Genomic DNA, 21,040 nt, shown 5'->3' with positions numbered 1-21,040 from the left:
TGGCATGCTGCGCAATGGCGAGGGCGGATTCGGGTCGGTGACAATCGTCCTGCACTGGGCGCTTGCAGTGCTGATCCTCGGGCTCATCCTGACCGGCTTTGTCATGCGGCGCACCGAGATCGACCCGGTGCTGCAGTTCTCGCTTTATCAGTGGCACAAATCCTTCGGCTTTACGGCGCTGGCGTTGGCCATCATCCGTGCTGTTTGGTGGTTCGCGGAACGCAGTCCACTGGCGCCTGCGAGCCTCAGCCCGCTCGAACGCATGGCAGCCCGATCGACGCATAGGACGCTCATCGCGTTCGCGGTGATTGTGCCGCTTGCGGGCTGGGCGGTCGCTTCCGCCTCGACGCTGGATATCCCGAGCCTCTATTTCAACGTGATCGTCATTCCGCATCTGCCGCTGGCGAAGTCAGAGACTTCGGAGGATTTCTGGAGCTTGGTCCATGCACTGCTCGCCTATGTCATGCTCGGCCTGGTCGCAATGCACGCAGCGGCGGCGCTCTATCATCACTTCATACGGCACGACGATGTGCTGGTGCGCATGCTTCGCGCCGGATCGAGCGATACTGCCGTGTTCGGCGACCGAAAAGAGCCGCGGCACCTCACCGGGAGGAATGATCCATGATGGTCTCGTGCAAGTTGGCATTGAAAACGGTACTGTCAGCCGCCCTCGTAACAATCGCGGCAACTGTCGAAGCGAAGGCACCGGCATTGACGGACGCCGCCGGCAACTACCGCATCGCCAATTCCTCGAGGATCCATTTCAGTGTCGGACAGACCGGTGGCGGTGGCGGCATCGCCGGTAATTTCGCGAAGTTCTCCGGGGCCTTTCGAATCGATGGCAACATCGAGCGGTCTTCCGTCGAATTTACCCTCTATCCGGACAGCGTCAGGGCAAGCGAACGGAGGATCGAAGATTTCCTGCGTTCCAGCGCCGTTTTCGATACGGCCAACTTTCAGACGGTCACCTTCCGCTCCACCAGCGTCAGGCAAACCGGGCCCGATAGCGCGACGGTCGAGGGCGCGCTGACGGCCCGCGGCAAGACGCGCAAGGAGCGCTTTGCCGTGAGGCTCACCGACTGGGACAAACGCTCGATCTCCTTCACCATTCGCGGCAGCATCCGCCGCGCCCCCTACGGCATGGACGTAGGTACGCCCATTTATTCCAACGTGGTCGAGTTCGACATGAACATAAAAGGGGTGCGGCGCTGAACACCCTCGCTCTTGTTTCTTATCTCAGGGCCAGTGCAGTGCGGCGCCAGAAATCGGAAACCATGGCCGGATCGCGCAATGCCTCGAGCTTTTCCCAGGATGGGAAGGACGCTTCAAAGACAGCCGGCCTCATGCGAGCATCCCTAGACGGATTTACCGCGCCGCCGGCATCCACCACGGTCCGGTCGAGCGTGTCGAGTAGTTTTGTCGTCGCCTCGCCTTGATTTCCGAAGTCCAAGGTCAAGCTGAAGCCCGGCCGGGTAAAGGAAAGAAGCCCCCGAGAGGCGATGTCCCCGAAACGCTGCAGCACGGTGAGAAAAGAAGCATGGCCGGCCCGCCGGGCGATTTCCATCAACCGAGCGGTAATCTCCGGCGCACTCTCCGCGGGATAGACGCTTTGATGCTGGCAAATGCCTTCCGGACCATAAAGCCGGTTCCAGCCGCTGATCCAATCGAGCGGATGGAAGTAAGAGGTCCAGTTTACCGTCGATACGGTTTCGCCAGGCTTCTCCCTGCGAAAGCGGTACTCGTTCAAGGCCTTCAGCGTCGCAGTATTAAATAGGTTGAAGGACGGTGAAAACGGGACCGAAAGCTTCGGTTCCTTGGGAATGTCGTTGAGCTCGCAGGATGCGTCGGCGTGATCGGCCGCCAACAACATTCCCCTGCCCTGCCGCTGTCCGGTTGCGAGTTGATCGATCCAGGCAACTGAATATTCGTGCTCTTCTTCGGCGCGATCAACGAGCGCGAAATAGTGATCGAGATTGTCGAAACGCATGGCATGTCGCTGAACGTGCGGCGACGGAACCTTCATCAGCCGAAGATCGACATCGAGGATGAGGCCTGTCAGCCCCATGCCGCCAATCGTGGCAGCGAAAAGTTCGGCGTTTTCGTCGAGAGAGCAGACCAGGCGCTCGCCGTTCGAGCGCAGCAGCGTTAGGCGCTCAACATGATTGCCGAAGGTGCCGCGGGCGTGTTGGTTCCTGCCATGAACGTCATTGGCGACGGCACCGCCGACGGTGACGAAACCAGTGCCCGGCGTCACGGGAAGAAAAAAACGATGCGGTATCGCCCGGAGGAGGACATCGCGCAAGCTGACGCCGGCCTCGCAGGAAATCAGCCCTGTCCCTGGGCCGAAGGCAAGGATGCGACTATGTCTCCGGCTCTCGATAAGCATTCCGAGATCATTGTGGCAACTGTCCCCGTAGCTCAGGCCATTGCCGAAAGGCAGAAACGCCATCGGCTCGATCGAGCCTATCCGGTCCTCATAGTCATCGGGTGAAATCGCCCGTCGCGGCCGGCGCACGAGCCGCCCCCAGCTATCGAACTCGTCCATATTATTCGTTGCGGCCTTGCGCTGAGTGCGGGGAAACCAATTCACGCTTTTACTCTACCGGCTCGCGATCCAGTTCAACGCGTCCCGCCAGTCGGTCATGCGCACCGGCGTACCGTGCGAACCCGTTTCGAACAGGACGAAACGCGTCGGATAATTCTTGGCCTTGAGCGCGCGATAGCGCGCGATCTGGACCTCGGCAGGATACACGCTGTCGCGGCTGCCATGGGCGAAAAAAATCGGCAGCTTCGCCCTGTAGGCGGCGCTTTTCTGAAAATCCGGATCGCTGACACCAGCCATGATCATCATTCCGCCGAGCGCGGCCACCGCCGCCTGTTCGCGAGCCAGACTCCAGCAGATAAGGCTTCCCATCGAAGCGCAGGAGAGCACCACCGGCCGGCCGCCGGAACGGTCTGCAGCAAATCGGATCAGCGCCGAAATATCCGCCACGCCCGCCGCATCGAAGGATCGCACGCTCGGCGCGTAGTAGGTGCCACCATTAGCGACCACAAGATTCTTGAGGCGGTTGAAATTGCCACCAAAGGAAAAATCGTTGGCGCCAAGACGCCGATCGCCGCCGCGTCCATGAATGAAGATCACCGTGAATGCCGCGCCGCGATCCGGCCCGACCCGCGTGACGTCAATGGAGCGTCGGCCGAGATGGAGCGTCTCGGTGACCTGCACACTTTTGACACCCAGCGATACATAGGCCCGTTTTACACGTCTCTCAGGAATCTGGTCGCGCTGGTTGATGTCGCGCAGCTCCTGATAATCGATTGTGCGGAAATCACCGCCATCGGACTGTTCGAGTACGTTGCCATAGGCGAACAGTTCGTCCTTGTAGGGTTTCAGGGGTGCAGCCTCGGCCGTAAGGCCGGCAAGGAAAAGACAGGGGAAAAGAAGCGCGACAATCTTGCACCGGACGAAAAAAACAGCTGTGGACATAGTCACCCGATCGGCTCCCTCGTTCGGCGCATGCCTTGCCATCAACACTTCGGCAAAGCAACACTGACGTTAATAACGCCGCTTTTACGGTATTTTATCTGGCCGGGGTATCGGATTCGCCTTTTGTTCGCGCTTGGCGCAAGAGTCTGGCAGAATTCAGGTGATTCGCGCGACAAAAGATGGCGGTGGGCCCGAGGTCTTGCTATGGCCTTCGCGACGCCGACGACAGGAACGATCTGAACGACTCCATGGACGACAGTAGCGATCTCTTCTCCGCAATTCCCCCGCAGCCGAAGCCGGCCGAAAACGGTGCGCCTTCGCGCAAGCCGACACCTGCCGCCAGCGAAGAACCGCGCTCCGCGCCGAGAGGCAGCGATAGCAGCGACTACGACGCTTCGGCGATCGAGGTGCTCGAGGGGCTGGAGCCAGTGCGCCGCCGTCCGGGCATGTATATCGGCGGCACGGACGAAAAGGCGCTGCACCATCTCTTTGCCGAGGTTATCGACAACTCGATGGACGAGGCGGTCGCTGGCCACGCGAATTTCATCGAGGTGAACCTCGATGCGGAAGGCTTCCTGACGGTAATCGATAACGGCCGCGGCATTCCGGTCGAAAATCATCCAAAATTCCCGAACAAGTCCACCCTCGAAGTGGTCATGACCATTCTGCACGCTGGGGGCAAGTTCGACGGCAAGGCGTATGAAACATCCGGCGGCCTGCACGGCGTCGGCGTTTCCGTGGTCAACGCGCTGTCGGACGCGCTCGAGGTCGAGGTCGCGCGCAACAAGAAGCTCTACCGTCAGCGCTTCTCCCGCGGCATCCCGCAAGGGGGACTTGAAGAGCTCGGCGACGTCCACAATAGGCGCGGCACGAAAGTCCGCTTCCATCCGGACCCGCAAATCTTCGGCCCGCATGCGCATTTCGAGCCGGCGCGGCTCTTTCGCATGGCACGCTCGAAGGCCTATCTTTTCGGCGGTGTCGAGATCCGCTGGTCCTGCGATCCTTCCCTGTTGCTGGAAGGCTCGGAAATTCCGGACAGGGCCGTCTTCCACTTTCCCGGTGGCCTCAAGGATTATCTTGCCGCCACGCTTGGCAAGGAATTCACAGTCACTCGCGAGATTTTCGCCGGCAAATCGGAAAAGTCCGGCGGCCACGGCTCGCTCGAATGGGCCGTCACCTGGTATGGCGGCGACCAGCAGATCCACTCCTATTGCAATACGATCCCGACGCCGGAGGGCGGCACGCATGAAGCCGGCTTCCGTATCGCGCTGACCAAGGGGCTGAAGAACTACGCCGAGCTGACGCAGAACAAGCGGGCTGCGATCATCACCACCGACGATGTCATGATCTCGGCTGCAGGCATGCTCTCGGTCTTCATCCGCGAACCGGAATTCGTGGGCCAGACGAAGGACAAGCTCGCGACCGTCGAGGCACAGCGCATCGTCGAGAACGCGCTTCGCGATCCCTTCGACCACTACCTCGCTGACAATCCGGGGGAAGCCGCGAAACTTCTTGACTGGGTGATCGAGCGGGCCGAAGAGCGCGTTCGCCGACGCAAGGAGAAAGAGGTCAACCGTAAGACGGCGGTCCGCAAGCTGCGTCTCCCCGGCAAACTCGCCGACTGCTCGCAAAGCACGGCGGAGGGTGCCGAACTCTTCATCGTCGAAGGTGACTCGGCAGGCGGATCGGCCAAGCAGGCGCGCAACCGCGCCAACCAGGCGATCCTTCCCCTGCGCGGAAAGATCCTCAACGTTGCCAGCGCCGGACGGGAGAAGCTCGGGGCGAACCAGCAGATCACCGATCTCGTCCAGGCACTCGGCTGCGGCACCCGGTCGAAGTATCGGGACGAGGATTTGCGTTATGAGCGCGTCATCATCATGACAGACGCGGACGTCGACGGCGCGCACATCGCCTCACTGCTAATCACCTTCTTCTATCAGGAGATGCCGGAGCTCATCCGCGGCGGTCATCTCTATCTCGCCGTGCCGCCGCTCTATCGGCTGAGTCAAGGCTCGAAGACATTCTACGCCCGGGATGACGCGCATCGCGAGGAACTGATGCGAACGGAATTCAACGGCCGGGGCAAGGTCGAAATCGGGCGGTTCAAGGGTCTTGGCGAGATGCTGCCCTCACAGCTCAAGGAAACGACCATGGATCCTGCAAACCGGACCCTGCTCAAGGTCGAGATCGACGATGTCGATTTCGAGGGTACGCGCGAAGCCGTCGACAATCTGATGGGAACGAAGGCCGATGCTCGCTTCCGTTTCATCCAGGAGCGTGCCGCCTTCGCCGACAATCTGGATATCTGAGAAGAACGAAGCTTACGGTTCCGTCTCACCCAAGCCCCTTTCCGCGCAAGCGGGGCGAGCGAGTATTGTGATCAGCGGTTGCCGCGCGTCCCCTCAACCCACGTGCGGCGAGAAGGTGCCCGGAGGGGCGGAAGGAGCGCAAAAGGCCGCCGCTTCAGACCGTCTGCCCGACAGGCTTTTCCATGAATAGGCTCAGCGGATCGGGCAAATAGGCGCCGAAGGGCGTCCGTTCGACATAGCCGGATGTCTTGTAGAGGCCGATCGCCTCGGGTTGGTAGATGCCGGTTTCGAGACGGATCGCCGTGAGGCCGAGCCTTTCCGCCTTGGCCTCGATGGCCATAAGGAGCCGCTTGCCGACTTTCAGTCCCCTCGCCTCGGGATCGACGAACATCCGCTTGATCTCCGCCGTGCGATCACCTGCCTCGACCAGCGCGCAGCAACCGACGATCTCGCCGTCACGCCGCGCCACGAAGAAGGATACCGTCGGCTTTTCGAGCGTGGCGATATCCACCAGATGATTGCTTTCGGCTGGGTAAAGCGATGCGGCATAGACATCGGATAGTTCGAGCAAACGGATGATGGCCGGCTGGCGGGGCGGCTCCTCGGCGATGACTACGGCACTCAATTTCAAATCCTCAATGCAAAATGATGCGGAACTCTCGCTCCAGAGGGCACAAACTAGAAGCAAACGGTGGCCGAACCAATACGTCAAAAGACGCAGGACATATGAGTACTGCAATCAATCCGCGTGACGGGCCGAAACAATTTGTTTCGTCAGCCAGCAACTTTGCCCTACTTCGGAGAGAACCGAGCGATCATAAGGTGTCAACCGAAGTGTTCCCAATGGACAAAGAGAGACCATGAAAGCTGCCCTGATCGTCATGACCATTCTTGGCTGCGATGACAATGTCAGCCAATGCCACTACATTTCGACCGTCAACGGCAGTTGGCCTTCGATCGCCCAGTGCGATACCGAATCGCAGCAGGAGCTGCCGAAGTTCTCCAACAAGAACTATCCGGTCGTCGTCGCCGTCTGCGAGAGCTCCGGGCCCGGCATGACGGCATCGACGGAACGGCAGCCGGAAGCCAATCCCGTGCCGCAGCAGTCGGCAGTGCTGCCTCCGGCGGAGGAGACCAATCCAGGTTTGCCGAAACGGGCTCTAGCGCTGCTTAGCGGCGCAGTGCCCGACCGGGAAAAACTGAAGGCAATCGTCAGCGCGCCTGTGCACTACGTGGAAGACGGTTATTCCTGGGTTGCGCGCCGCTTCGCCGAGTGACACGCCTCCTGCATGGTTCCTTAAATCGGAGCCAGTCTAAGGAAAAAACCAAGCAGCGATTCAAAGTGTAACAACGACGTTTGTGCGTCTGAAAAGACGCGCGGCGCTGTAGGCATGCCGACTCAAGCCGCCTGACGCGAGGCCAGCAACGCGTAATCTCGCGCGATTTGACGTTTCTCGGCAAAGGCTAATCGTTCCACCAGTTCTGCCACGGCGTCGCAAGCGGTCGAGTGCACGGCACGACGGCGGAGGCGATCCAGGAGCGTGGCCGCGACCGATGGAGATGCGCCGTTCGGCTCCGCTTTTGTTTCTCTTTGCCAGAGCAGAACGGCCTCTGCGAAGGCTTCGCTGACATCGCGGCCCAGCCCAGCACTTTCGAAGAGCGCACGGATCGAATGGATGCGTCCGCCCGAAAGGATGGCGCGGACGCGCTTTTGCGACACACCCGAGAGATCGACGATGGCGGCCGAAAAAAATTCCGTCTTGCCGCTGCAGAGTGCGTTCAAAAGAAAGGCCGGTGTCAAGCGGCCGAGGTCGCGCAAATGAGCAGCCATCTGAGGCAGTTCTTCCTGAGGCGCGGCTCCAGCTATCAAAAGGGCGGCCGCATCGCAGGCCTCCCGCTTAACGCGCTGCACCTGTCCTTCACCGATTGCCGCCTGGACCAGCCCAGAGGCGGCAAGCGCTTCACCAAGCTTCTCGGCGAGCGAATATCTGGCATCGCTCGGCAGATCGACGCGCGCCAAGAGCCGATCGCGGACAACGGCAAGATGACCGAGACGGCTGGCAATCCTTCTGAGCGACTGCCGCAACAGCATAGCGCCTCGGTTCTCAAGCAGCACAAGAACTTCTTCCTCGCCGCCGATTTCCGCTATTGCGGCTGCGACGGAGCACGACACGGTGGTGCGAGCGGCAATCAATGCGCGCGTCTCGGCCGTTCCCCGCGCTGCTATGTCGACGAGGTCCTCATCCGTCAGCACCGGCGAACGGGAAATGGCGACGTAAGCGATCTCGGACTGATCCTCCGCGAGCGCCACGATGATCCCGCGCGGTGCCGCAGGACAATCGGCCAGTGCTTCGATCAGGGAATGGCGCACCTTGGGTGAAGGGTCGTCCAGCAGAAAAGTCATCGCCATTTCGGCGGCATGGCGATCGATCCCGTTCATCTCGGCTTTGACATAGGCGCGACCAAGGGCGCCTGCGGCGCGCATGCGATCGCTCGTTCTCGCCGTTTCCAACCAGCGAAGAAATGCTTGTATGACCACCTATGCCCCACTAGATACCGAACAGCCCCAATGTCCGAATATTAGCGGTCAAAGGTTTAAGATTGGTTCACCATGTCTGTTAACCGCAAGGAAGCCATCAAGCCGCTGCTCTATCTGCCGACGACAGAGCCGTTTCCGGAACCGGAGATCTTGGGCGCGATTCAGGCCGTCGTGATCGATGCGGTGCGCGATCCGGAGCTCACGCACCTGACAGCGAGAGCGACCGGCAAGGCGGCCGGCTGCCTCTTGCTTGCGCGGACGAAGCCGGCCGAAGTCCTTACAGAGGACGAGCTTGGTCCGCTCCTCGGCAGCCGCATCGACGGCATCGTTCTTAGCGGATGCCGCGGGCCTGCCGATGTCCAGAAGCTCGATGTGATGCTGAAGGTGGCCGAGGCAGCCGGAGGAATACCTGCCGGACGAACGGCGCTTCTTGCGGAATATGCCATAACCCCGGCGAGCGTGCTGTCACCTCACTCGTTGGCCGGCGTCTCCTCGCGCCTTTCGGCGCTGATATTCGATGCATCGGCTCTCGCCGAAGCGTGCGGCTGCATCTTTTCCCCTGACGTGAAAGACAAGGAGGTTCCCGCAGCTGTCATTGCGGGTCGCGCCGCGGTGGTCCTCAGAGCGTCCGAAGCGGGCATTGTGGCTTACGACATACTCCCGGCAGCCGCGACCGAGGAAGCCTCGGTCGGACGGTGCTTTGCCACTAGCCTCCGGAACGGGTTTTCGGCCGTAGTCGCCCGATCGCCCCGCCAGATTACGCTTCTATCGCGGGGCACGCGCTACTCTGCGGTTCGATGAAGCCTATCGGCTTGGCCGCACCATTTCGAAGACATCGCCGCCGTCGCAGTAGTCCATGTAGCCGAGACGGGCGAGCGGTTTGACGGTCGCCACATCGAACCGGCCGTTGCGAATAGCTTCGTCGCGAATGTGAATGCCGACTACTTCGCCGAAGACGACATAGTTGTCCGAAACCGCGCCATCGAGACCTTTGGGACGGAACAGCTCCGTCATCCGGCATTCGAGCGCAGCGAAGGCCTCGCCGACGAAGGGCGCATCGACAAGCGTTCCATCGACCGGTGTCAGCCCGGCGATTTCGAATTCGCTCTCGCCATGCGGCGCCGCAACTGACGTGAGGTTGACGGCTTCGCTGAGATTGCGGCTAGCGAAGCTCGCCGTGAATTCGCCCGTCGCTTCAATATTGCGCACGGAGTCCTTGTAGCCGCTCGACGAAAACATCACGAGCTTCGGTCGGTCGCTGATCGCGTTGAAGAAGGAATAGGGTGCAAGGTTTAGGAAACCGTCCTTGGCCCTCGTGCCGATCCAGCCGATCGGCCTTGGCGACACGATTGCCTTGAAGGGGTCGTGCGGCAAACCATGGCGGTTTGCAACCGTGTCATAGAACATCAGGCGTCCTCTCCGACCCAGGTGACGAGTTCGGCCAGTTCCGGCCGAGGACGCTCCGTCGGAGGCACCATCGCCGTGCCGATATGAATGAAACCGGCGATCTTTTCTCCCGGCGCGACGCCGAGCAGCGGATAGGCTCTCTCGTCGAAGGCGTACCATTCCGTCAGCCAATTGGAAGCATAGCCGAGCGCATTCGCGGCCATCAGCAGATTGAGGCAGACCGCACCGGCGGACATCAGCTGCTCCCATTCGGGAATCTTGAAATGCGGCGCCGCCGTGCTGACCACGGCCACGACGACAGGCGCGCGTGTCAGGCGTGTTTCCTCCACCTTGATCAGTTCTTCCGAAAGATCGGGCTTTGCCGCAAGCGCCATCTTCTTCAATTCGGCGCTGATGCGCGCCCGCTCCTCGCCGCGATAGACGATGAAGCGCCATGGCGCCAGCTTGCCGTGGTCCGGCACGCGCGAAGCAAGCCTCAGCATCTCCTCGACCTCGGCTTTGCCAGGACCCGGGGGCCCCATCTGGAAAGCGGGAATGGACCTGCGCGACGCGAGATAGTCAACAAGCTTAATTTCGGTTTTCATGTAGGGTGAATTCCATTAATTTGCCGCCGGACCGACAGCCACGAAAATGCCATACCGGCGTCTCAAGTGGAGTCACTCAGTCAGGAAGTCAACTGCCCTCATGCCCATCCGCCTTCGTATTTGTCTAAGAACCGCCTTGGCGATCGCACTCGCCGGCGTCGGTGCGGAACGGGCGCTTGCGGAAGACCCGACGGATGCTTTCAAAAGCTTTCCGTCGATCTCAGGCAGCCGCAAGATGCCGAAGCTCACCAGCTTCAACCCGCTGATCAGCGATCCGGCCCAGGGCGGCGAGTTGAAAGACATCAAGCTCGAGGCGCTGCTGACGGCGAAGGGGCAGCCGGTCGAGTCGGGCTTGACCTGGCGGGTCTTCAGCCCGATTCCAGGCAGCGATGGAAAACTGCCGCTGCTCGCCACCTCCGAGGGCGGTTCGACGGCTTTCAACCTGGTACCCGGGGAGTATTTCGTCAACGTCGCATTCGGCCGTGCGGGCGCCACACGCAAGATTCGCGTCCCCGAACAGGGTGCACTCGACAAGCAGGTACTGGTGCTCGACGCCGGTGGCGTCATGCTGAATGCCGTTTCCGGCAGCGATGTACGCATTCCGCCGAATGAACTCAGCTTTTCGATCTTCTCGTCCGATGTGAAGGAAGACGGCGAACGGGCCCTGATCGTCGCCGACGTGAAACCAAATATGGTGGTGCGGCTCAACGCCGGGACCTATCACGTCGTTTCCGACTACGGCTCAGTGAATGCCGTCATCCGCGCCGACATACAGGTCGAAGCCGGCAAACTGACCGAAGCGACGATCCAGCATCGTGCCGCGAAACTGACGTTGAAGCTCGTTTCGGAGGCCGGCGGCGAAGCCATCGCCGATACCGCCTGGTCGATCCTCACCTCCTCGGGTGACGTCGTCAGCGAGAGCGTCGGCGCATTTCCGACGCTCGTCCTCGCCGAAGGCAGCTACACGGCCGTGGCGCGTAACAAGGACAAAATTTATCAGCGGGATTTTGCCGTGAAGGCGGGAGTCAACACGGACGTGGAAGTGCTGCTGAACGGAAACGGTACGGCCAATACGGCCGCGAACGCGGAAGCACAGGACTAGCTGCCGAAGCTTGCCTTGCCCGACGCCTATCCGTGCGCGAGTGACCTGACATAGCGTGAACCGGGATTGAATGTCAGGCGGCGGAACTCACATGCCCCCTCACCTGCTAAACGCGCTCAGCCGGTATAGCTCTCAATCGCTGCGGTTTTCGAGCACTAGAAAGTCCCGGAGCTTTAGCCCCGGGCTTTCTTTTCCGCCTTGCGCTTGAGGTCCGGTGCCATCGCCTCGTCCGAAAGGGAAGCGACCGCATCTTCAAGCAACATCACCGTCTGCGCCTGCGATCCGAGGCGCCGGATATTGACCGAACGCTCCTCCGCCTCGCGCTTGCCGCAAACGACAATGACCGGAACCTTCGTCACCGAATGCTCGCGGACCTTGTAGTTGATCTTTTCGTTGCGGAAGTCGGTCTCGACCGTAAGCCCGGCCTCACGCAGGAGCGCTGCAACCTCGCGTCCATAGTCGTCCGCTTCCGAAGTGATCGTCGCGACCACCACCTGCAGCGGCGAGATCCAGAGCGGCATGTGCCCCGCGAAGTTTTCGATCAGAATACCGAGGAAACGCTCCATCGAACCGCAGATGGCACGATGGATCATGACCGGCTGACGCTTTTCCGAATCCTTGTCGATGTAGAAAGCGCCGAAACGCTCCGGCAAATTGAAATCGACCTGGGTTGTGCCACATTGCCACTCGCGGCCGATCGCGTCCTTCAGCGTGTATTCGAACTTCGGACCGTAGAAAGCGCCCTCGCCCGGAAGAATGCCGGTCTTGATGCGCCCCTCGGACTGCGCCTCGATCGTCTTCAGCACTTCCATCATCACGGCTTCTGCCCGATCCCACAGCGCATCGGAGCCGACACGCTTTTCCGGCCGCGTCGAGAGCTTGACGACGATTTCCTTGAATCCGAAGTCCTCATAAACCGAGAGAATAAGGTCATTGATCTTCAGGCATTCGGCAGCCATCTGCTCGTCGGTGCAGAAGATATGGGCGTCGTCCTGAGTGAAGCCGCGCACACGCATAAGCCCATGCAATGCGCCGGACGGTTCATAACGGTGCACGTTGCCGAACTCGGCCAGACGGACCGGAAGCTCGCGATAGGACTTCAGGCCGTGCTTGAAGATCTGGATGTGCCCCGGGCAGTTCATCGGCTTCAGCGCAAAGACGCGGTCGTCATCCGTGTCGTCGCCGGCGACCGTAACCTTGAACATGTTGTCGCGGTACCAGCCCCAGTGACCGGAAGTCTCCCAGAGCGACTTGTCGAGCACCTGGGGAGCGTTGACTTCCTGGTAATCGCCTTCGAGCCTGCGGCGCATATAGGCGACAAGACCCTGGAATATGCGCCAGCCCTTGCCGTGCCAGAAGACCACGCCCGGCCCCTCCTCCTGGAAATGGAAGAGGTCCATCTCGCGGCCGAGGCGGCGATGATCCCGTTTCTCGGCTTCCGCAAGCACATGCAGATACTGATCAAGTTCCTCCTGCGTATGCCAGGCGGTGCCGTAGATGCGCGTCAGCATCGGATTGTTGCTGTCGCCACGCCAGTAGGCGCCGGCCACTTTCATCAACTTGAAGGCCGTGCCGATCTGGCCCGTCGAAGCCATATGCGGGCCGCGGCAGAGATCGAACCAGTCGCCTTGGTAGTAGATCTTGAGGTCCTGGCCCTCGGGGATCGTGTCGACGAGCTCGACCTTGTAGTTCTCGCCCTTGGCGGCAAAGACCTCCTTCGCCTTCTCGCGCGACCAGATCTCCTTGGTGAAGGCTTTGTTGCGCGCGATGATCTCCCTCATCTTCTTCTCGATGACCGGCAGGTCGTCGGGCGTGAAGGGTTCGTTCTTGGCGAAGTCGTAATAGAAGCCGTTGTCGATGACAGGACCGATGGTCACCTGCGTTCCCGGCCACAATTCCTGCACCGCTTCGGCCATGACGTGGGCCGCGTCGTGGCGGATGAGTTCGAGCGCGCGCTTGTCGTCACGCGTCACGATCTCGATTTTGCCGTCGGTCACAGCGTCGGAAAGGTCGCGCAGTTCGCCATCGAGGGCGATCGCGACAGCCTTCTTGGCCAGCGACTTCGAGATCGACTCGGCTACCGCGCCGCCGGTCGTACCGGCGGCGAACTCGCGCACGGAGCCATCAGGAAATGTAAGGGAAACGGAATGCGACATCATGATCTCCTATCCAGTCCCGCCAACGAATGCGGGTGGTATGGTTTCCGGGTACTGCATGATCCCGTACGTCAGCACCGGTTAAAGAGAAATCATGCAGGAATTCAGAGCGCTACAGCAACCATTGCGTGATGAGACGCGGCGCCATAGCTACCGGTGAAGTGACGCGGGCCTGATAAAGGTTTTTGGCGGTGGAGTAAAGGCGTGCCGGCCGCTCAACCGGCCAGCATCGCGCGCAAGCCCTGCACGGTGTTCCAGTTGCGCAACGTCCCGACGCCGAGCCGTTTCGTGGTAAAGGCGCCGGGCAGTTTCGACTCGCTCGCTTTGCCGCTAAAGTCCGCCCAAAGATCGCCGCCGACGATTTCCAGTCGTTCGCCCCTGGAACAATAGCGGCGGAGTTCATCAAGCACATCGGCCTGAAGTGGCGAGCGCATCACCCGACGTGGACGCGGGTCGGATCCTCCTGGCTTTCGGCGGGAAACGGGTTGCTGGCGGCCAGTTTCAGCCAGTCGTCCGCGGAGCGCGTGATGATGTCGACATGCCGGCCGAATGTCGCCGCAAATGCTAATTCGAGTTCCGCCTCGATTTCTGCGAGCGGCTTTTCAAGGGCATCGAAAACGAGATTGCCGGTGGCAACGAGGGTGCGTGGGGAATGGTAGCCGAGACGCTCGGTCATCGCCCTCAGATCCGACATGACAACCCGGCGGTTTTCGCCAAGGAGGATGCTGTAGAGCAGCGCCACATAAGTCTTCATCCCGACGTATCCCCCTCAAGCCCGCCAGAAATCAACGGCGCCTTCGGGCAGCCAGGCGAGTACGCGATCGAGCGTTACCTCATCCACATTCCGGCGCAGAGCGGCAGCGACGTCGGCGATCGCCGTATCCGGAGACAGATTGTGATCGGAGCGCAAGGACTGAACCTCGCGGGTCATCGCGAGACGACCGGAGAAAGGCACTATCGGCTCCTCGAGGTCCCAATCGGCGACGAAGATCGCCCGAAGTACCGGCGGCAGAACATTGGCGAACAGCAACGCGTCCGAAATCTCGAGGCGCCGTCGAAACGTCTGAAACACGGATTGCACCATCGTATAGGCCTGGTTGGTCGTCTGAAGGCCGGCGATGTCGCGGACATCCAGGATGAAACGGTCGAAATCGGCGGAGGCCTGCCGATATTCCGTCGGCATCGTCATGGCTTTCACGCCTCCTTTCGCGACTGCCAATAACGCCACGGCGTGAACCATCGCTGGTGCGACGCAAGCACCTCCGGCACCGGATCGAATCCATGCGTCCCGCCGGGCCCGCAGCGCGCGACGCGGAAGAGCGTCATCCAGCTCCCCGCCCAGAGACCATGGCGGGCAACCGCCTCGAAGCCATATTCCGAGCAGGTCGGCAGATGCCGGCAGGAATTGCCGATGAAGCTCGACAACGTCAGTTGATAGGCGCGGATCAGCGCCATGCCGAGCAGCCGACCGGGCGTCTTGCGAAACCGCCCAGACCAGTTCCGGCTGGCCCTGATGTTGGGACCGGAGGCATGGTGATGCTGCGACTGCCGGCACATCGCTCAGACCGCCGCTGCCAAACGCTTTGCCTCGATCTGGTTGATGGCATCGACCACTGCATCGAAAGTGAGCATCGTCGAGGCGTGACGAGCCTTGTAGTCCTTGACGGGCCTCAGGAAACGCATGTCCTCGAAGCGGCCGGAGGGACCTTCACCGTCCGCCTTCAGCATGGCGAGCATGTCTTCACGGGCCTGCCGGATTTCGGTCTTATGCGCGCCGACAATCTGCCGCGCCATGATCGAGGACGACGCCTGCCCGAGTGCGCAGGCTTTGACGTCATGGGCGAAATCGGTCACGAGATCGCCATCCATCTTCAGCCAGATCCTTACTTTCGAACCGCAGAGCTTCGAATGCGCGGCTGCCTCGGCATCCGCATCCACCAGCATTCCGGTACGAGGAATATTGCCGGCGAATTCCAGAATCCTGCTGTTGTATATCTCATCCATCATTTGACGCGATCCGGCTCATTTTTCTCGGTTTTGAGTGATAGGCGCATGATTTTCTTCGGTAGACAGGAAAAAAGCACGGCATGGCATGTTCGGCCTCTTTCATCCATGTGGCACCATACTATATGCTATGTCGTGTTGGGGCGACACTTCCGCAAGAGGACTAAGTGTCGCCTGTTGTTTGGGAAACCGTGCCGGACGGTCCAGTGCACTGCTAAGCCAGGACCCGAAAGCCCCGGAGCCCGCCAACGGAACCCAAGCCTGCAGGGTTAGGCGAATGGCCAGTGGCGAGTTGTCCGAAAGATAAAACGTCAGCAATCACGTATTGCTTAAAGGGGCCATTATGGACGCCATAGTGAAGAATTTTCCTGTGCTCGAAGATGTGAGCGGCCGGCCGACCCAGAGGGAGGCCGAGGAAGCCGTTCGCGTACTCTTGCGCTGGGCGGGCGACGATCCGACCCGCGAGGGCCTGAAGGATACGCCGGCGCGCGTCGCCAAGTCCTATCGTGAGCTCTTCGGCGGCTACGATCTGGTGCCGGAAGACGTACTCGGGACGACCTTCGAGGAAGTGGCCGGCTACGACGACATGGTGCTGGTAAAGGACATTCAGTTCTTTTCGCATTGCGAGCACCACATGGTGCCGATCATCGGAAAGGCGCACATTGCTTATATGCCGAACGGTCGCGTACTCGGCCTTTCCAAGATTGCCCGGGTCGTCGACATCTATGCCCGCCGGCTGCAGACGCAGGAAACGATGACGGCGCAAATCGCCAAGGCCATAGACGAAACTCTCGCCCCGCGTGGCGTTGCCGTGATGATCGAGGCCGAACACATGTGCATGGCGATGCGCGGCGTGCAGAAGCAGGGCTCGACAACACTGACGACCACATTTACGGGTAGCTTCCAAACCGAGCCGGCCGAGCAGGCTCGTTTCATGACCATGCTCAGGGGCTTCAAGTAAGCTCCGTCAACGGAGCTTTCGCGATGACGCTCACCTTCGATGCCCCCTCAGAAAACAAGGTCGAGCTTGAAACAGGCCCGGCCTTCACGCCCCGCTTCGACGACAAGGGCCTGATCACGGCCGTCGTGACCGATGCTCGCGATGGCGAATTGCTGATGGTCGCGCATATGAACGCCGAGGCGCTGGCTCTGACGATCGAAACCGGCATCGCCCACTATTATAGCCGCTCGCGCAAGGGCCTATGGAAGAAAGGCGAAAGTTCGGGCAACTTGCAATCGGTCCAGGAAATACGGACCGATTGCGATCAGGACGCCATCTGGCTGAAGGTCTCGGTTGCCGGCCATGACGCCACATGTCACACCGGCCGACGCTCGTGCTTCTACCGCACCGTTGGCGTCGAGGCAGGCAAAGCGACGGTGACGATCACCGACGACCATAGACATTTCGATCCGGCAGAGATCTACAGCGAAAAATAAGCATTTGCATTCTCTTGGTGCAACCACGTGCTATATTTACTTTTTGGCAACCAAATGGGCGCCTAATCATTGTTCATGGAACCGGTACCCGCGGTAACGGCGGTGAACCGGGATATGTTGCAGGCTGTCTCCAATGTTTATCGGGCCGGCCGCATCGGCGACAGGTTCGATGTTATATATCAATCATGGTGCCAGTCTTTCAGCGATGAATTCGGACATGGCCGGCACCATCGCCGGCTTGGCAGGGATCCCTACAAGCGGCGCGACCTAGGTATTCTATTCGGCGGTGTTGGAGGTGCCGGATGTTGAACTGGACATTTACGCGCAGCAGCCAGACAACCGATTTGTCCACCACGGATGGATCATCGATCACGACTATTCCTCCAGCCCCGGCACCTCAACCTACCAAACCGAAGATCGCCATAGCCCTTGGCGGCGGCGCTGCGCGCGGCTGGGCCCACATCGGCGTCTTGAGAGCACTCGACGAAGAGGGAATTGAGGTCGGCATGATTGCCGGCACGTCGATCGGCGCCCTCGTCGGCGGTTGTTATCTCGCCGGCAAGCTGGATGAACTGGAGGCTTTCGCCCGCTCCCTCACCGTACGGCGCATTGCCGGCCTCCTCGATTTTGCGATCGGCGGCGGTGGCCTATTCGGTGGTCTGCGGCTCACCAAACGCATGCAGGAGCACCTGCAGAATCTCAGCATCGAAAGCCTCGACCGTCCCTTCGTTGCCGTGGCGACGGAAGTTCACAGCGGCCATGAGGTTTGGCTCGAGAAGGGCTCGCTGATTACCGCGATCCGGGCGTCCTACGCGCTGCCCGGCATTTTCGAGCCGATCAACGCCAACGGCCGGACCCTGATCGACGGTGCGCTCGTCAATCCCGTTCCCGTCTCGGTCTGCCGCGCGTACGAGCAGCAACTCGTTGTCGCGGTCAATCTCAATTACGACCTTTACGGCCGCTCTGCCGTCGTCAAGCACAGCGCCGGCGTGGATACGCCCGACGTGCCCTTGAAGGAGGCCAACCACTATTCGGCGCGCCTTGGCATGACCAGCGTTATGGTGCAGGCTTTCAATATTATCCAGGACCGTATCTCGCGCGCTCGGCTCGCCGGCGATCCACCAGACCTCGCTCTTCATCCGAAGCTCAACGATATCGGGCTTTCGGAGTTTCATCGCGCCGGGGAAGCGATCGATCGCGGCTACCACGAAGCAAAGGCGAAACTCGCCGAAATCAAGCGCATGCAGGAAGCGCTGGTTCGTTGACCAACAATGATCCGCGCTGTTGTCGCAGGCGCAATCGACACCAATCGGGTTGTGATGAAGACTCGTTCGAGTGACCGAGTAATGGTTTCACGCGTCCCGCGCGACGCGCGACTGAAGGGCGGCGCGGCGCCGCCCTTGCCTGTTAGCCCGCAATGTAGGCCTTGATCTGTTCGGCCTCATGCTCGATGGCGCGAATATGATACTTGACCACGTCTCCGATCGACACGATCCCAGCGAGGCGGCCATCCTTTTCCACCGGCAGATGACGCGCACGCAACTTGCTCATCATCTCCATCAACGTATTCACGGACATTTCCTCGCGGCAGCAATAGACATTTTGCCACATCACGGACGAAACCGGCTTGTCGAGACAGGCGGCGCCATATTTGGCGATCGAGGCCACAATATCCCGCTCGGTCATAATGCCGACGATATGCTCATCCGCATCGATGATGATGACAGCCCCGATATGATTGTCATGCAGAAAAGTCGCCGCTTGCTGGACCGTGACCTGGGGGGTGACGGTTACGACGTTGTGGCCTTTTTCGTTGAGAATCGCTTTCACTGACATGCGCACATCTCCCGTTGCGACAAAACCGGGCCGACGAGAAGAGGTTCTGGCCGTATCAGCTGCTGCACTTCCCTTCGGATGCGCAAAGCCGCCATGACACTCGCGCTTCTCAACGGCTGTCCCGAAAACCCATTCCGGTTTTCAGGACCAATTCATTCGTGCAGTCGGCCGCAGGAACCTGTACCCCTTCCGGTGCCGAAACTGCCGTCGCTATCCGCGACGTTGCACCGACACCCAGCCTTCAGCGATCGCCTCACGCTCAGATGATCGGCGACCGTGGCAAATGGTGCTCCAGCGCCCCAGCGAAATCAAGCCTTCTCGCGTCCGCTCCGGCCTCTTCGGGAGAATCGGCCATCACTATGATTCCGAGGCTGAAACAATGCATTATCGTCAGCGGCGTAACAACCGCTTGCTCGCCGGCTTCAGCGACGCGGATCGAAAAGTCCGAACAGGAGGATGCCAAACAGGAAGCCGCCGATGTGCGCCTCCCACGCCACGGTCCCCGCACCTCCGATGGAAAAGATGCCAGATGCCACCAGGAAATTGGTCAGGAACCAGATACCCGTGAAGACCAACACCGAGCGGTTGCTGAGTGTTTCCGTCAATGAAAGTCGGCGATTGAGGTGAGCGAATTGGCGGCTGATGCGGCCGCTCGGAGAGAAGACGAAACGTGCGGCCGCGCCCATGAAACCCGAAACGACTCCCGACGCCCCGATCACGACGACCATTTCTCCCCAATGGAAGGCGACGTGCAGAGCGACGGCCGACGCCGCCGACAGGCACCAGAATATGGCGAGCCGTGCCAAGCCGATCCGCCGCACGACCGGTGCACCGAAGGCGACCATCCAGAAGATGTTGAAGATGAGATGTTCCCAACTGCCATGGAGGAAGGAATAGGTAACGGGCGTCCAGAGCCAGACTAGACCCTGGTCGGCAAGCGGGATCGTGTAGCGGGCGGGCAGAAAGGCAAAGTTGAGGATCAGTTCCTGGTCGGCTGCCACGGACAGGACATATGTTCTCAGCGCATGGACCGCGACGAGGAACAAGAGGATGCCCGTCAGCCCTGCCGGAAGATTGAAGGCGGGTTCGCGACTGCGCTCAGCCATGCTGTCGGCGTCCGTTTCGCCTGGCGTCGCCGTCTGATCCTGTTCCATGCCGCTCTCTTCCTGCTGGCGCAACGCTTCTGCGCACATTCGACCGGCTCGTCGACGAACGACCAGCGGACAGGGCGCAAGGGATAAGCAAACAAAAAAAGGCCGTCCAGCAAAAACTGAACGGCCGTCGAGCCGGTATTCCCGACGCTCAAGTCGATGTGCCGAAGGCAACCCTCCGTGAAGTGATGGTGGTTTGAATGCCGGCGAAAACCGCAGGACGCAACCGAAACCAATAATTAACCTTAATTTCCGCTTGGCACGGAAATCGCTCCACCTCTTCCAAAGATCGACTGAAGGACGCTAGCTGTATCAATCCGGCACAGCTCGCGTCCGCACCAAACGGAATTGGCGGGCATCATGCGCAGCAGAACGACAATGGAGCTGTTCCAATATTGGAACGCAATTCGGGCCGAGCGCGACCTCCCGCGCCGCGATGAGATCGACCCCGGCCAGATTCGTTCGCTCCTGCCGAACCTTTTCATTCTTCAAAGGCAGGCTGACGGCGACATCCGGTTTCGTCTTGCCGGTACTCATGTCTGCGCGTTGTTCGGACAGGAATTGCGCGACCAGAAATTCGCTGCGCTATGGCTCGATGGGGAAGCGGATAAGACCGCCCGGATTGCCGAGCAGGTAATGGCGCAGCACGCACCCGTCCTCTTATCCGCCTGGGGCGCGACGGGAACCGCAGAGCCGCTGGACACGGAATTATTGCTCGCTCCCCTCGCCTCACGGGATGGGACCGGCGACCGCGTGCTCGGAGCGCTCTCGCCTCTGTCCCGTCCGGCGTGGCTCCATATGACGCCGATCGCCCATCTTTTGACACGCGGCCTACGATTTCTCGATCCCGCCAGGAATGCTTTGCCCGAAAGACCAGAGATCGTTTCCAACGTCACGGAGGCCAGCCCGGACGGCCACGGCGGAATGATGGTCCGGAAGGTGCGACATCTTCGGGTCCTCGAAGGCGGCCGATGAAGCTGAGCTCATGCGGCTGTCTCCGCTCCAAGCCATGGGCGAACCTTCTATTA

22 protein-coding genes and 1 pseudogene are annotated in these 21,040 nt (G+C 60.4%); 10 read left to right on the top strand and 13 right to left on the bottom strand.

Features of this window, described 5'->3' with window-relative positions; all coding sequences use genetic code 11:
- Positions 1–4 precede the first annotated feature (4 nt).
- Together PYH37_RS18425 and PYH37_RS18420 are read left to right on the top strand one after the other, a co-directional pair.
- Positions 5–625 carry a cytochrome b gene (locus PYH37_RS18425; RefSeq protein WP_280732895.1) on the top strand — a complete coding sequence of 207 codons (621 nt, stop codon included), beginning with the start codon at positions 5–7 and terminating at the stop codon, positions 623–625.
- Entirely contained in the window at positions 622–1,212 is a 591-nt protein-coding gene (locus tag PYH37_RS18420) for a YceI family protein (protein ID WP_280732894.1), read from the top strand. The genes PYH37_RS18425 and PYH37_RS18420 overlap by 4 nt, the downstream gene beginning before the upstream one ends.
- 19 nt (positions 1,213–1,231) lie before the next feature.
- Here PYH37_RS18420 and PYH37_RS18415 read toward each other — a convergent pair whose 3' ends face one another.
- On the bottom strand, positions 1,232–2,545 hold the full coding sequence (locus tag PYH37_RS18415) for an FAD-binding oxidoreductase (RefSeq protein ID WP_280736088.1): 1,314 nt from the start codon (positions 2,543–2,545) through the stop codon (positions 1,232–1,234).
- 54 nt (positions 2,546–2,599) lie between these two features.
- Positions 2,600–3,529: an alpha/beta hydrolase gene (locus tag PYH37_RS18410; protein WP_280732893.1), complete on the bottom strand. Its 930-nt coding sequence runs from the start codon at positions 3,527–3,529 to the stop codon at positions 2,600–2,602.
- A gap of 206 nt (positions 3,530–3,735) precedes the next feature.
- Here PYH37_RS18410 and parE point away from each other — a divergent pair, with 206 nt between their 5' ends.
- Positions 3,736–5,796, top strand: a complete 2,061-nt coding sequence (parE, locus tag PYH37_RS18405; protein ID WP_280732892.1) for a DNA topoisomerase IV subunit B — start codon at positions 3,736–3,738, stop codon at positions 5,794–5,796.
- A 154-nt stretch (positions 5,797–5,950) separates the two neighbouring features.
- On the opposite strand, the gene PYH37_RS18400 is transcribed toward parE, so the two are convergent.
- Entirely contained in the window at positions 5,951–6,421 is a 471-nt protein-coding gene (locus PYH37_RS18400; RefSeq protein WP_280732891.1) for a GNAT family N-acetyltransferase, read from the bottom strand.
- A 235-nt stretch (positions 6,422–6,656) separates the two neighbouring features.
- Between PYH37_RS18400 and PYH37_RS18395 the strand changes: the two genes are divergently transcribed.
- Positions 6,657–7,073, top strand: coding sequence for a hypothetical protein (locus PYH37_RS18395; protein WP_280732890.1), 417 nt, complete (start codon positions 6,657–6,659; stop codon positions 7,071–7,073).
- A gap of 122 nt (positions 7,074–7,195) precedes the next feature.
- On the opposite strand, the gene PYH37_RS18390 is transcribed toward PYH37_RS18395, so the two are convergent.
- Positions 7,196–8,335 (bottom strand): DUF2336 domain-containing protein, encoded by a 1,140-nt coding sequence (locus tag PYH37_RS18390; RefSeq protein ID WP_280732889.1) that lies wholly within the window; start codon positions 8,333–8,335, stop codon positions 7,196–7,198.
- A 72-nt stretch (positions 8,336–8,407) separates the two neighbouring features.
- Between PYH37_RS18390 and PYH37_RS18385 the strand changes: the two genes are divergently transcribed.
- Positions 8,408–9,136, top strand: coding sequence for an aldolase (locus PYH37_RS18385; protein WP_280732888.1), 729 nt, complete (start codon positions 8,408–8,410; stop codon positions 9,134–9,136).
- Between the two features lie 3 nt (positions 9,137–9,139).
- Here the strand turns inward: PYH37_RS18385 and PYH37_RS18380 are convergent, their stop codons facing one another.
- Both PYH37_RS18380 and PYH37_RS18375 read right to left on the bottom strand, forming a co-directional pair.
- A complete protein-coding gene (locus PYH37_RS18380) occupies positions 9,140–9,742 on the bottom strand; it encodes a flavin reductase family protein (RefSeq protein WP_280732887.1) in 603 nt (200 codons plus the stop codon).
- Complete coding sequence (locus PYH37_RS18375) at positions 9,742–10,326, bottom strand: nitroreductase family protein (protein WP_280732886.1); 585 nt, start codon at positions 10,324–10,326, stop codon at positions 9,742–9,744. Before PYH37_RS18375 ends, PYH37_RS18380 begins: the two co-directional genes overlap by 1 nt.
- A 100-nt stretch (positions 10,327–10,426) precedes the next feature.
- Here PYH37_RS18375 and PYH37_RS18370 point away from each other — a divergent pair, with 100 nt between their 5' ends.
- Entirely contained in the window at positions 10,427–11,428 is a 1,002-nt protein-coding gene (locus PYH37_RS18370; RefSeq protein ID WP_280732885.1) for a hypothetical protein, read from the top strand.
- A 173-nt stretch (positions 11,429–11,601) separates the two neighbouring features.
- Here the strand turns inward: PYH37_RS18370 and thrS are convergent, their stop codons facing one another.
- From thrS to PYH37_RS18345, 5 genes and pseudogenes are all read right to left on the bottom strand, one after another.
- The gene (gene thrS, locus PYH37_RS18365; RefSeq protein ID WP_280736087.1) at positions 11,602–13,584 is read right to left on the bottom strand and encodes a threonine--tRNA ligase; all 1,983 of its coding nucleotides are present in this window, start codon (positions 13,582–13,584) and stop codon (positions 11,602–11,604) included.
- 215 nt (positions 13,585–13,799) lie between these two features.
- Positions 13,800–14,338: pseudogene (locus tag PYH37_RS18360) on the bottom strand (DUF1697 domain-containing protein).
- A 15-nt stretch (positions 14,339–14,353) separates the two neighbouring features.
- Positions 14,354–14,782, bottom strand: a complete 429-nt coding sequence (locus PYH37_RS18355) for a DUF2267 domain-containing protein (protein WP_280732884.1) — start codon at positions 14,780–14,782, stop codon at positions 14,354–14,356.
- Positions 14,779–15,141: a membrane protein insertion efficiency factor YidD gene (gene yidD / locus PYH37_RS18350; RefSeq protein ID WP_280732883.1), complete on the bottom strand. Its 363-nt coding sequence runs from the start codon at positions 15,139–15,141 to the stop codon at positions 14,779–14,781. The genes PYH37_RS18355 and yidD overlap by 4 nt, the downstream gene beginning before the upstream one ends.
- Before the next feature lie 3 nt (positions 15,142–15,144).
- A complete protein-coding gene (locus tag PYH37_RS18345; RefSeq protein ID WP_280732882.1) occupies positions 15,145–15,591 on the bottom strand; it encodes an iron-sulfur cluster assembly scaffold protein in 447 nt (148 codons plus the stop codon).
- A 340-nt stretch (positions 15,592–15,931) separates the two neighbouring features.
- On the opposite strand from PYH37_RS18345, the gene folE reads away from it, so the two are divergent.
- The 3 genes from folE to PYH37_RS18330 all read left to right on the top strand — a co-directional run bounded on the left by folE (position 15,932) and on the right by PYH37_RS18330 (position 18,290).
- On the top strand, positions 15,932–16,549 hold the full coding sequence (folE, locus tag PYH37_RS18340) for a GTP cyclohydrolase I FolE (protein WP_280732881.1): 618 nt from the start codon (positions 15,932–15,934) through the stop codon (positions 16,547–16,549).
- A gap of 23 nt (positions 16,550–16,572) precedes the next feature.
- A complete protein-coding gene (gene hisI, locus PYH37_RS18335) occupies positions 16,573–17,025 on the top strand; it encodes a phosphoribosyl-AMP cyclohydrolase (RefSeq protein WP_280732880.1) in 453 nt (150 codons plus the stop codon).
- Between the two features lie 302 nt (positions 17,026–17,327).
- The gene (locus PYH37_RS18330) at positions 17,328–18,290 is read left to right on the top strand and encodes a patatin-like phospholipase family protein (protein WP_280732879.1); all 963 of its coding nucleotides are present in this window, start codon (positions 17,328–17,330) and stop codon (positions 18,288–18,290) included.
- Positions 18,291–18,432: 142 nt separating this feature from the next.
- On the opposite strand, the gene PYH37_RS18325 is transcribed toward PYH37_RS18330, so the two are convergent.
- Together PYH37_RS18325 and PYH37_RS18320 are read right to left on the bottom strand one after the other, a co-directional pair.
- Entirely contained in the window at positions 18,433–18,861 is a 429-nt protein-coding gene (locus PYH37_RS18325; RefSeq protein ID WP_280732878.1) for a CBS domain-containing protein, read from the bottom strand.
- A 422-nt stretch (positions 18,862–19,283) separates the two neighbouring features.
- On the bottom strand, positions 19,284–20,015 hold the full coding sequence (locus PYH37_RS18320; protein WP_280736086.1) for a rhomboid family intramembrane serine protease: 732 nt from the start codon (positions 20,013–20,015) through the stop codon (positions 19,284–19,286).
- 357 nt (positions 20,016–20,372) lie between these two features.
- Here PYH37_RS18320 and PYH37_RS18315 point away from each other — a divergent pair, with 357 nt between their 5' ends.
- A complete protein-coding gene (locus PYH37_RS18315) occupies positions 20,373–20,987 on the top strand; it encodes a PAS domain-containing protein (RefSeq protein ID WP_280732877.1) in 615 nt (204 codons plus the stop codon).
- The last annotated feature ends 53 nt before the right edge of the window (positions 20,988–21,040 follow it).

Source organism: Sinorhizobium numidicum (assembly GCF_029892045.1).
GTDB lineage: Bacteria > Pseudomonadota > Alphaproteobacteria > Rhizobiales > Rhizobiaceae > Sinorhizobium > Sinorhizobium numidicum.
The sequence above is the reverse complement of the archived record's forward strand: the minus strand, read 5'-3'. Positions and strand labels throughout refer to the sequence as shown.

Excerpts from the sequence above, each read along its gene's own strand:
- folE (WP_280732881.1), top strand. The coding sequence starts at position 15,932 with ATGGACGCCATAGTGAAGAATTTTCCTGTGCTCGAAGATGTGAGCGGC.
- parE (WP_280732892.1), top strand. The coding sequence starts at position 3,736 with ATGGACGACAGTAGCGATCTCTTCTCCGCAATTCCCCCGCAGCCGAAG.
- PYH37_RS18315 (WP_280732877.1), top strand. The coding sequence starts at position 20,373 with ATGCGCAGCAGAACGACAATGGAGCTGTTCCAATATTGGAACGCAATT.
- PYH37_RS18325 (WP_280732878.1), bottom strand. The coding sequence starts at position 18,861 with ATGTCAGTGAAAGCGATTCTCAACGAAAAAGGCCACAACGTCGTAACC.
- yidD (WP_280732883.1), bottom strand. The coding sequence starts at position 15,141 with ATGTGCCGGCAGTCGCAGCATCACCATGCCTCCGGTCCCAACATCAGG.
- PYH37_RS18385 (WP_280732888.1), top strand. The coding sequence starts at position 8,408 with ATGTCTGTTAACCGCAAGGAAGCCATCAAGCCGCTGCTCTATCTGCCG.
- PYH37_RS18380 (WP_280732887.1), bottom strand. The coding sequence starts at position 9,742 with ATGTTCTATGACACGGTTGCAAACCGCCATGGTTTGCCGCACGACCCC.
- PYH37_RS18395 (WP_280732890.1), top strand. The coding sequence starts at position 6,657 with ATGAAAGCTGCCCTGATCGTCATGACCATTCTTGGCTGCGATGACAAT.
- hisI (WP_280732880.1), top strand. The coding sequence starts at position 16,573 with ATGACGCTCACCTTCGATGCCCCCTCAGAAAACAAGGTCGAGCTTGAA.
- PYH37_RS18410 (WP_280732893.1), bottom strand. The coding sequence starts at position 3,529 with ATGGCAAGGCATGCGCCGAACGAGGGAGCCGATCGGGTGACTATGTCC.
- PYH37_RS18420 (WP_280732894.1), top strand. The coding sequence starts at position 622 with ATGATGGTCTCGTGCAAGTTGGCATTGAAAACGGTACTGTCAGCCGCC.
- PYH37_RS18425 (WP_280732895.1), top strand. The coding sequence starts at position 5 with ATGCTGCGCAATGGCGAGGGCGGATTCGGGTCGGTGACAATCGTCCTG.
- PYH37_RS18320 (WP_280736086.1), bottom strand. The coding sequence starts at position 20,015 with ATGGAACAGGATCAGACGGCGACGCCAGGCGAAACGGACGCCGACAGC.
- PYH37_RS18370 (WP_280732885.1), top strand. The coding sequence starts at position 10,427 with ATGCCCATCCGCCTTCGTATTTGTCTAAGAACCGCCTTGGCGATCGCA.
- PYH37_RS18375 (WP_280732886.1), bottom strand. The coding sequence starts at position 10,326 with ATGAAAACCGAAATTAAGCTTGTTGACTATCTCGCGTCGCGCAGGTCC.
- PYH37_RS18345 (WP_280732882.1), bottom strand. The coding sequence starts at position 15,591 with ATGATGGATGAGATATACAACAGCAGGATTCTGGAATTCGCCGGCAAT.
- PYH37_RS18415 (WP_280736088.1), bottom strand. The coding sequence starts at position 2,545 with ATGGACGAGTTCGATAGCTGGGGGCGGCTCGTGCGCCGGCCGCGACGG.
- thrS (WP_280736087.1), bottom strand. The coding sequence starts at position 13,584 with ATGTCGCATTCCGTTTCCCTTACATTTCCTGATGGCTCCGTGCGCGAG.
- PYH37_RS18330 (WP_280732879.1), top strand. The coding sequence starts at position 17,328 with ATGTTGAACTGGACATTTACGCGCAGCAGCCAGACAACCGATTTGTCC.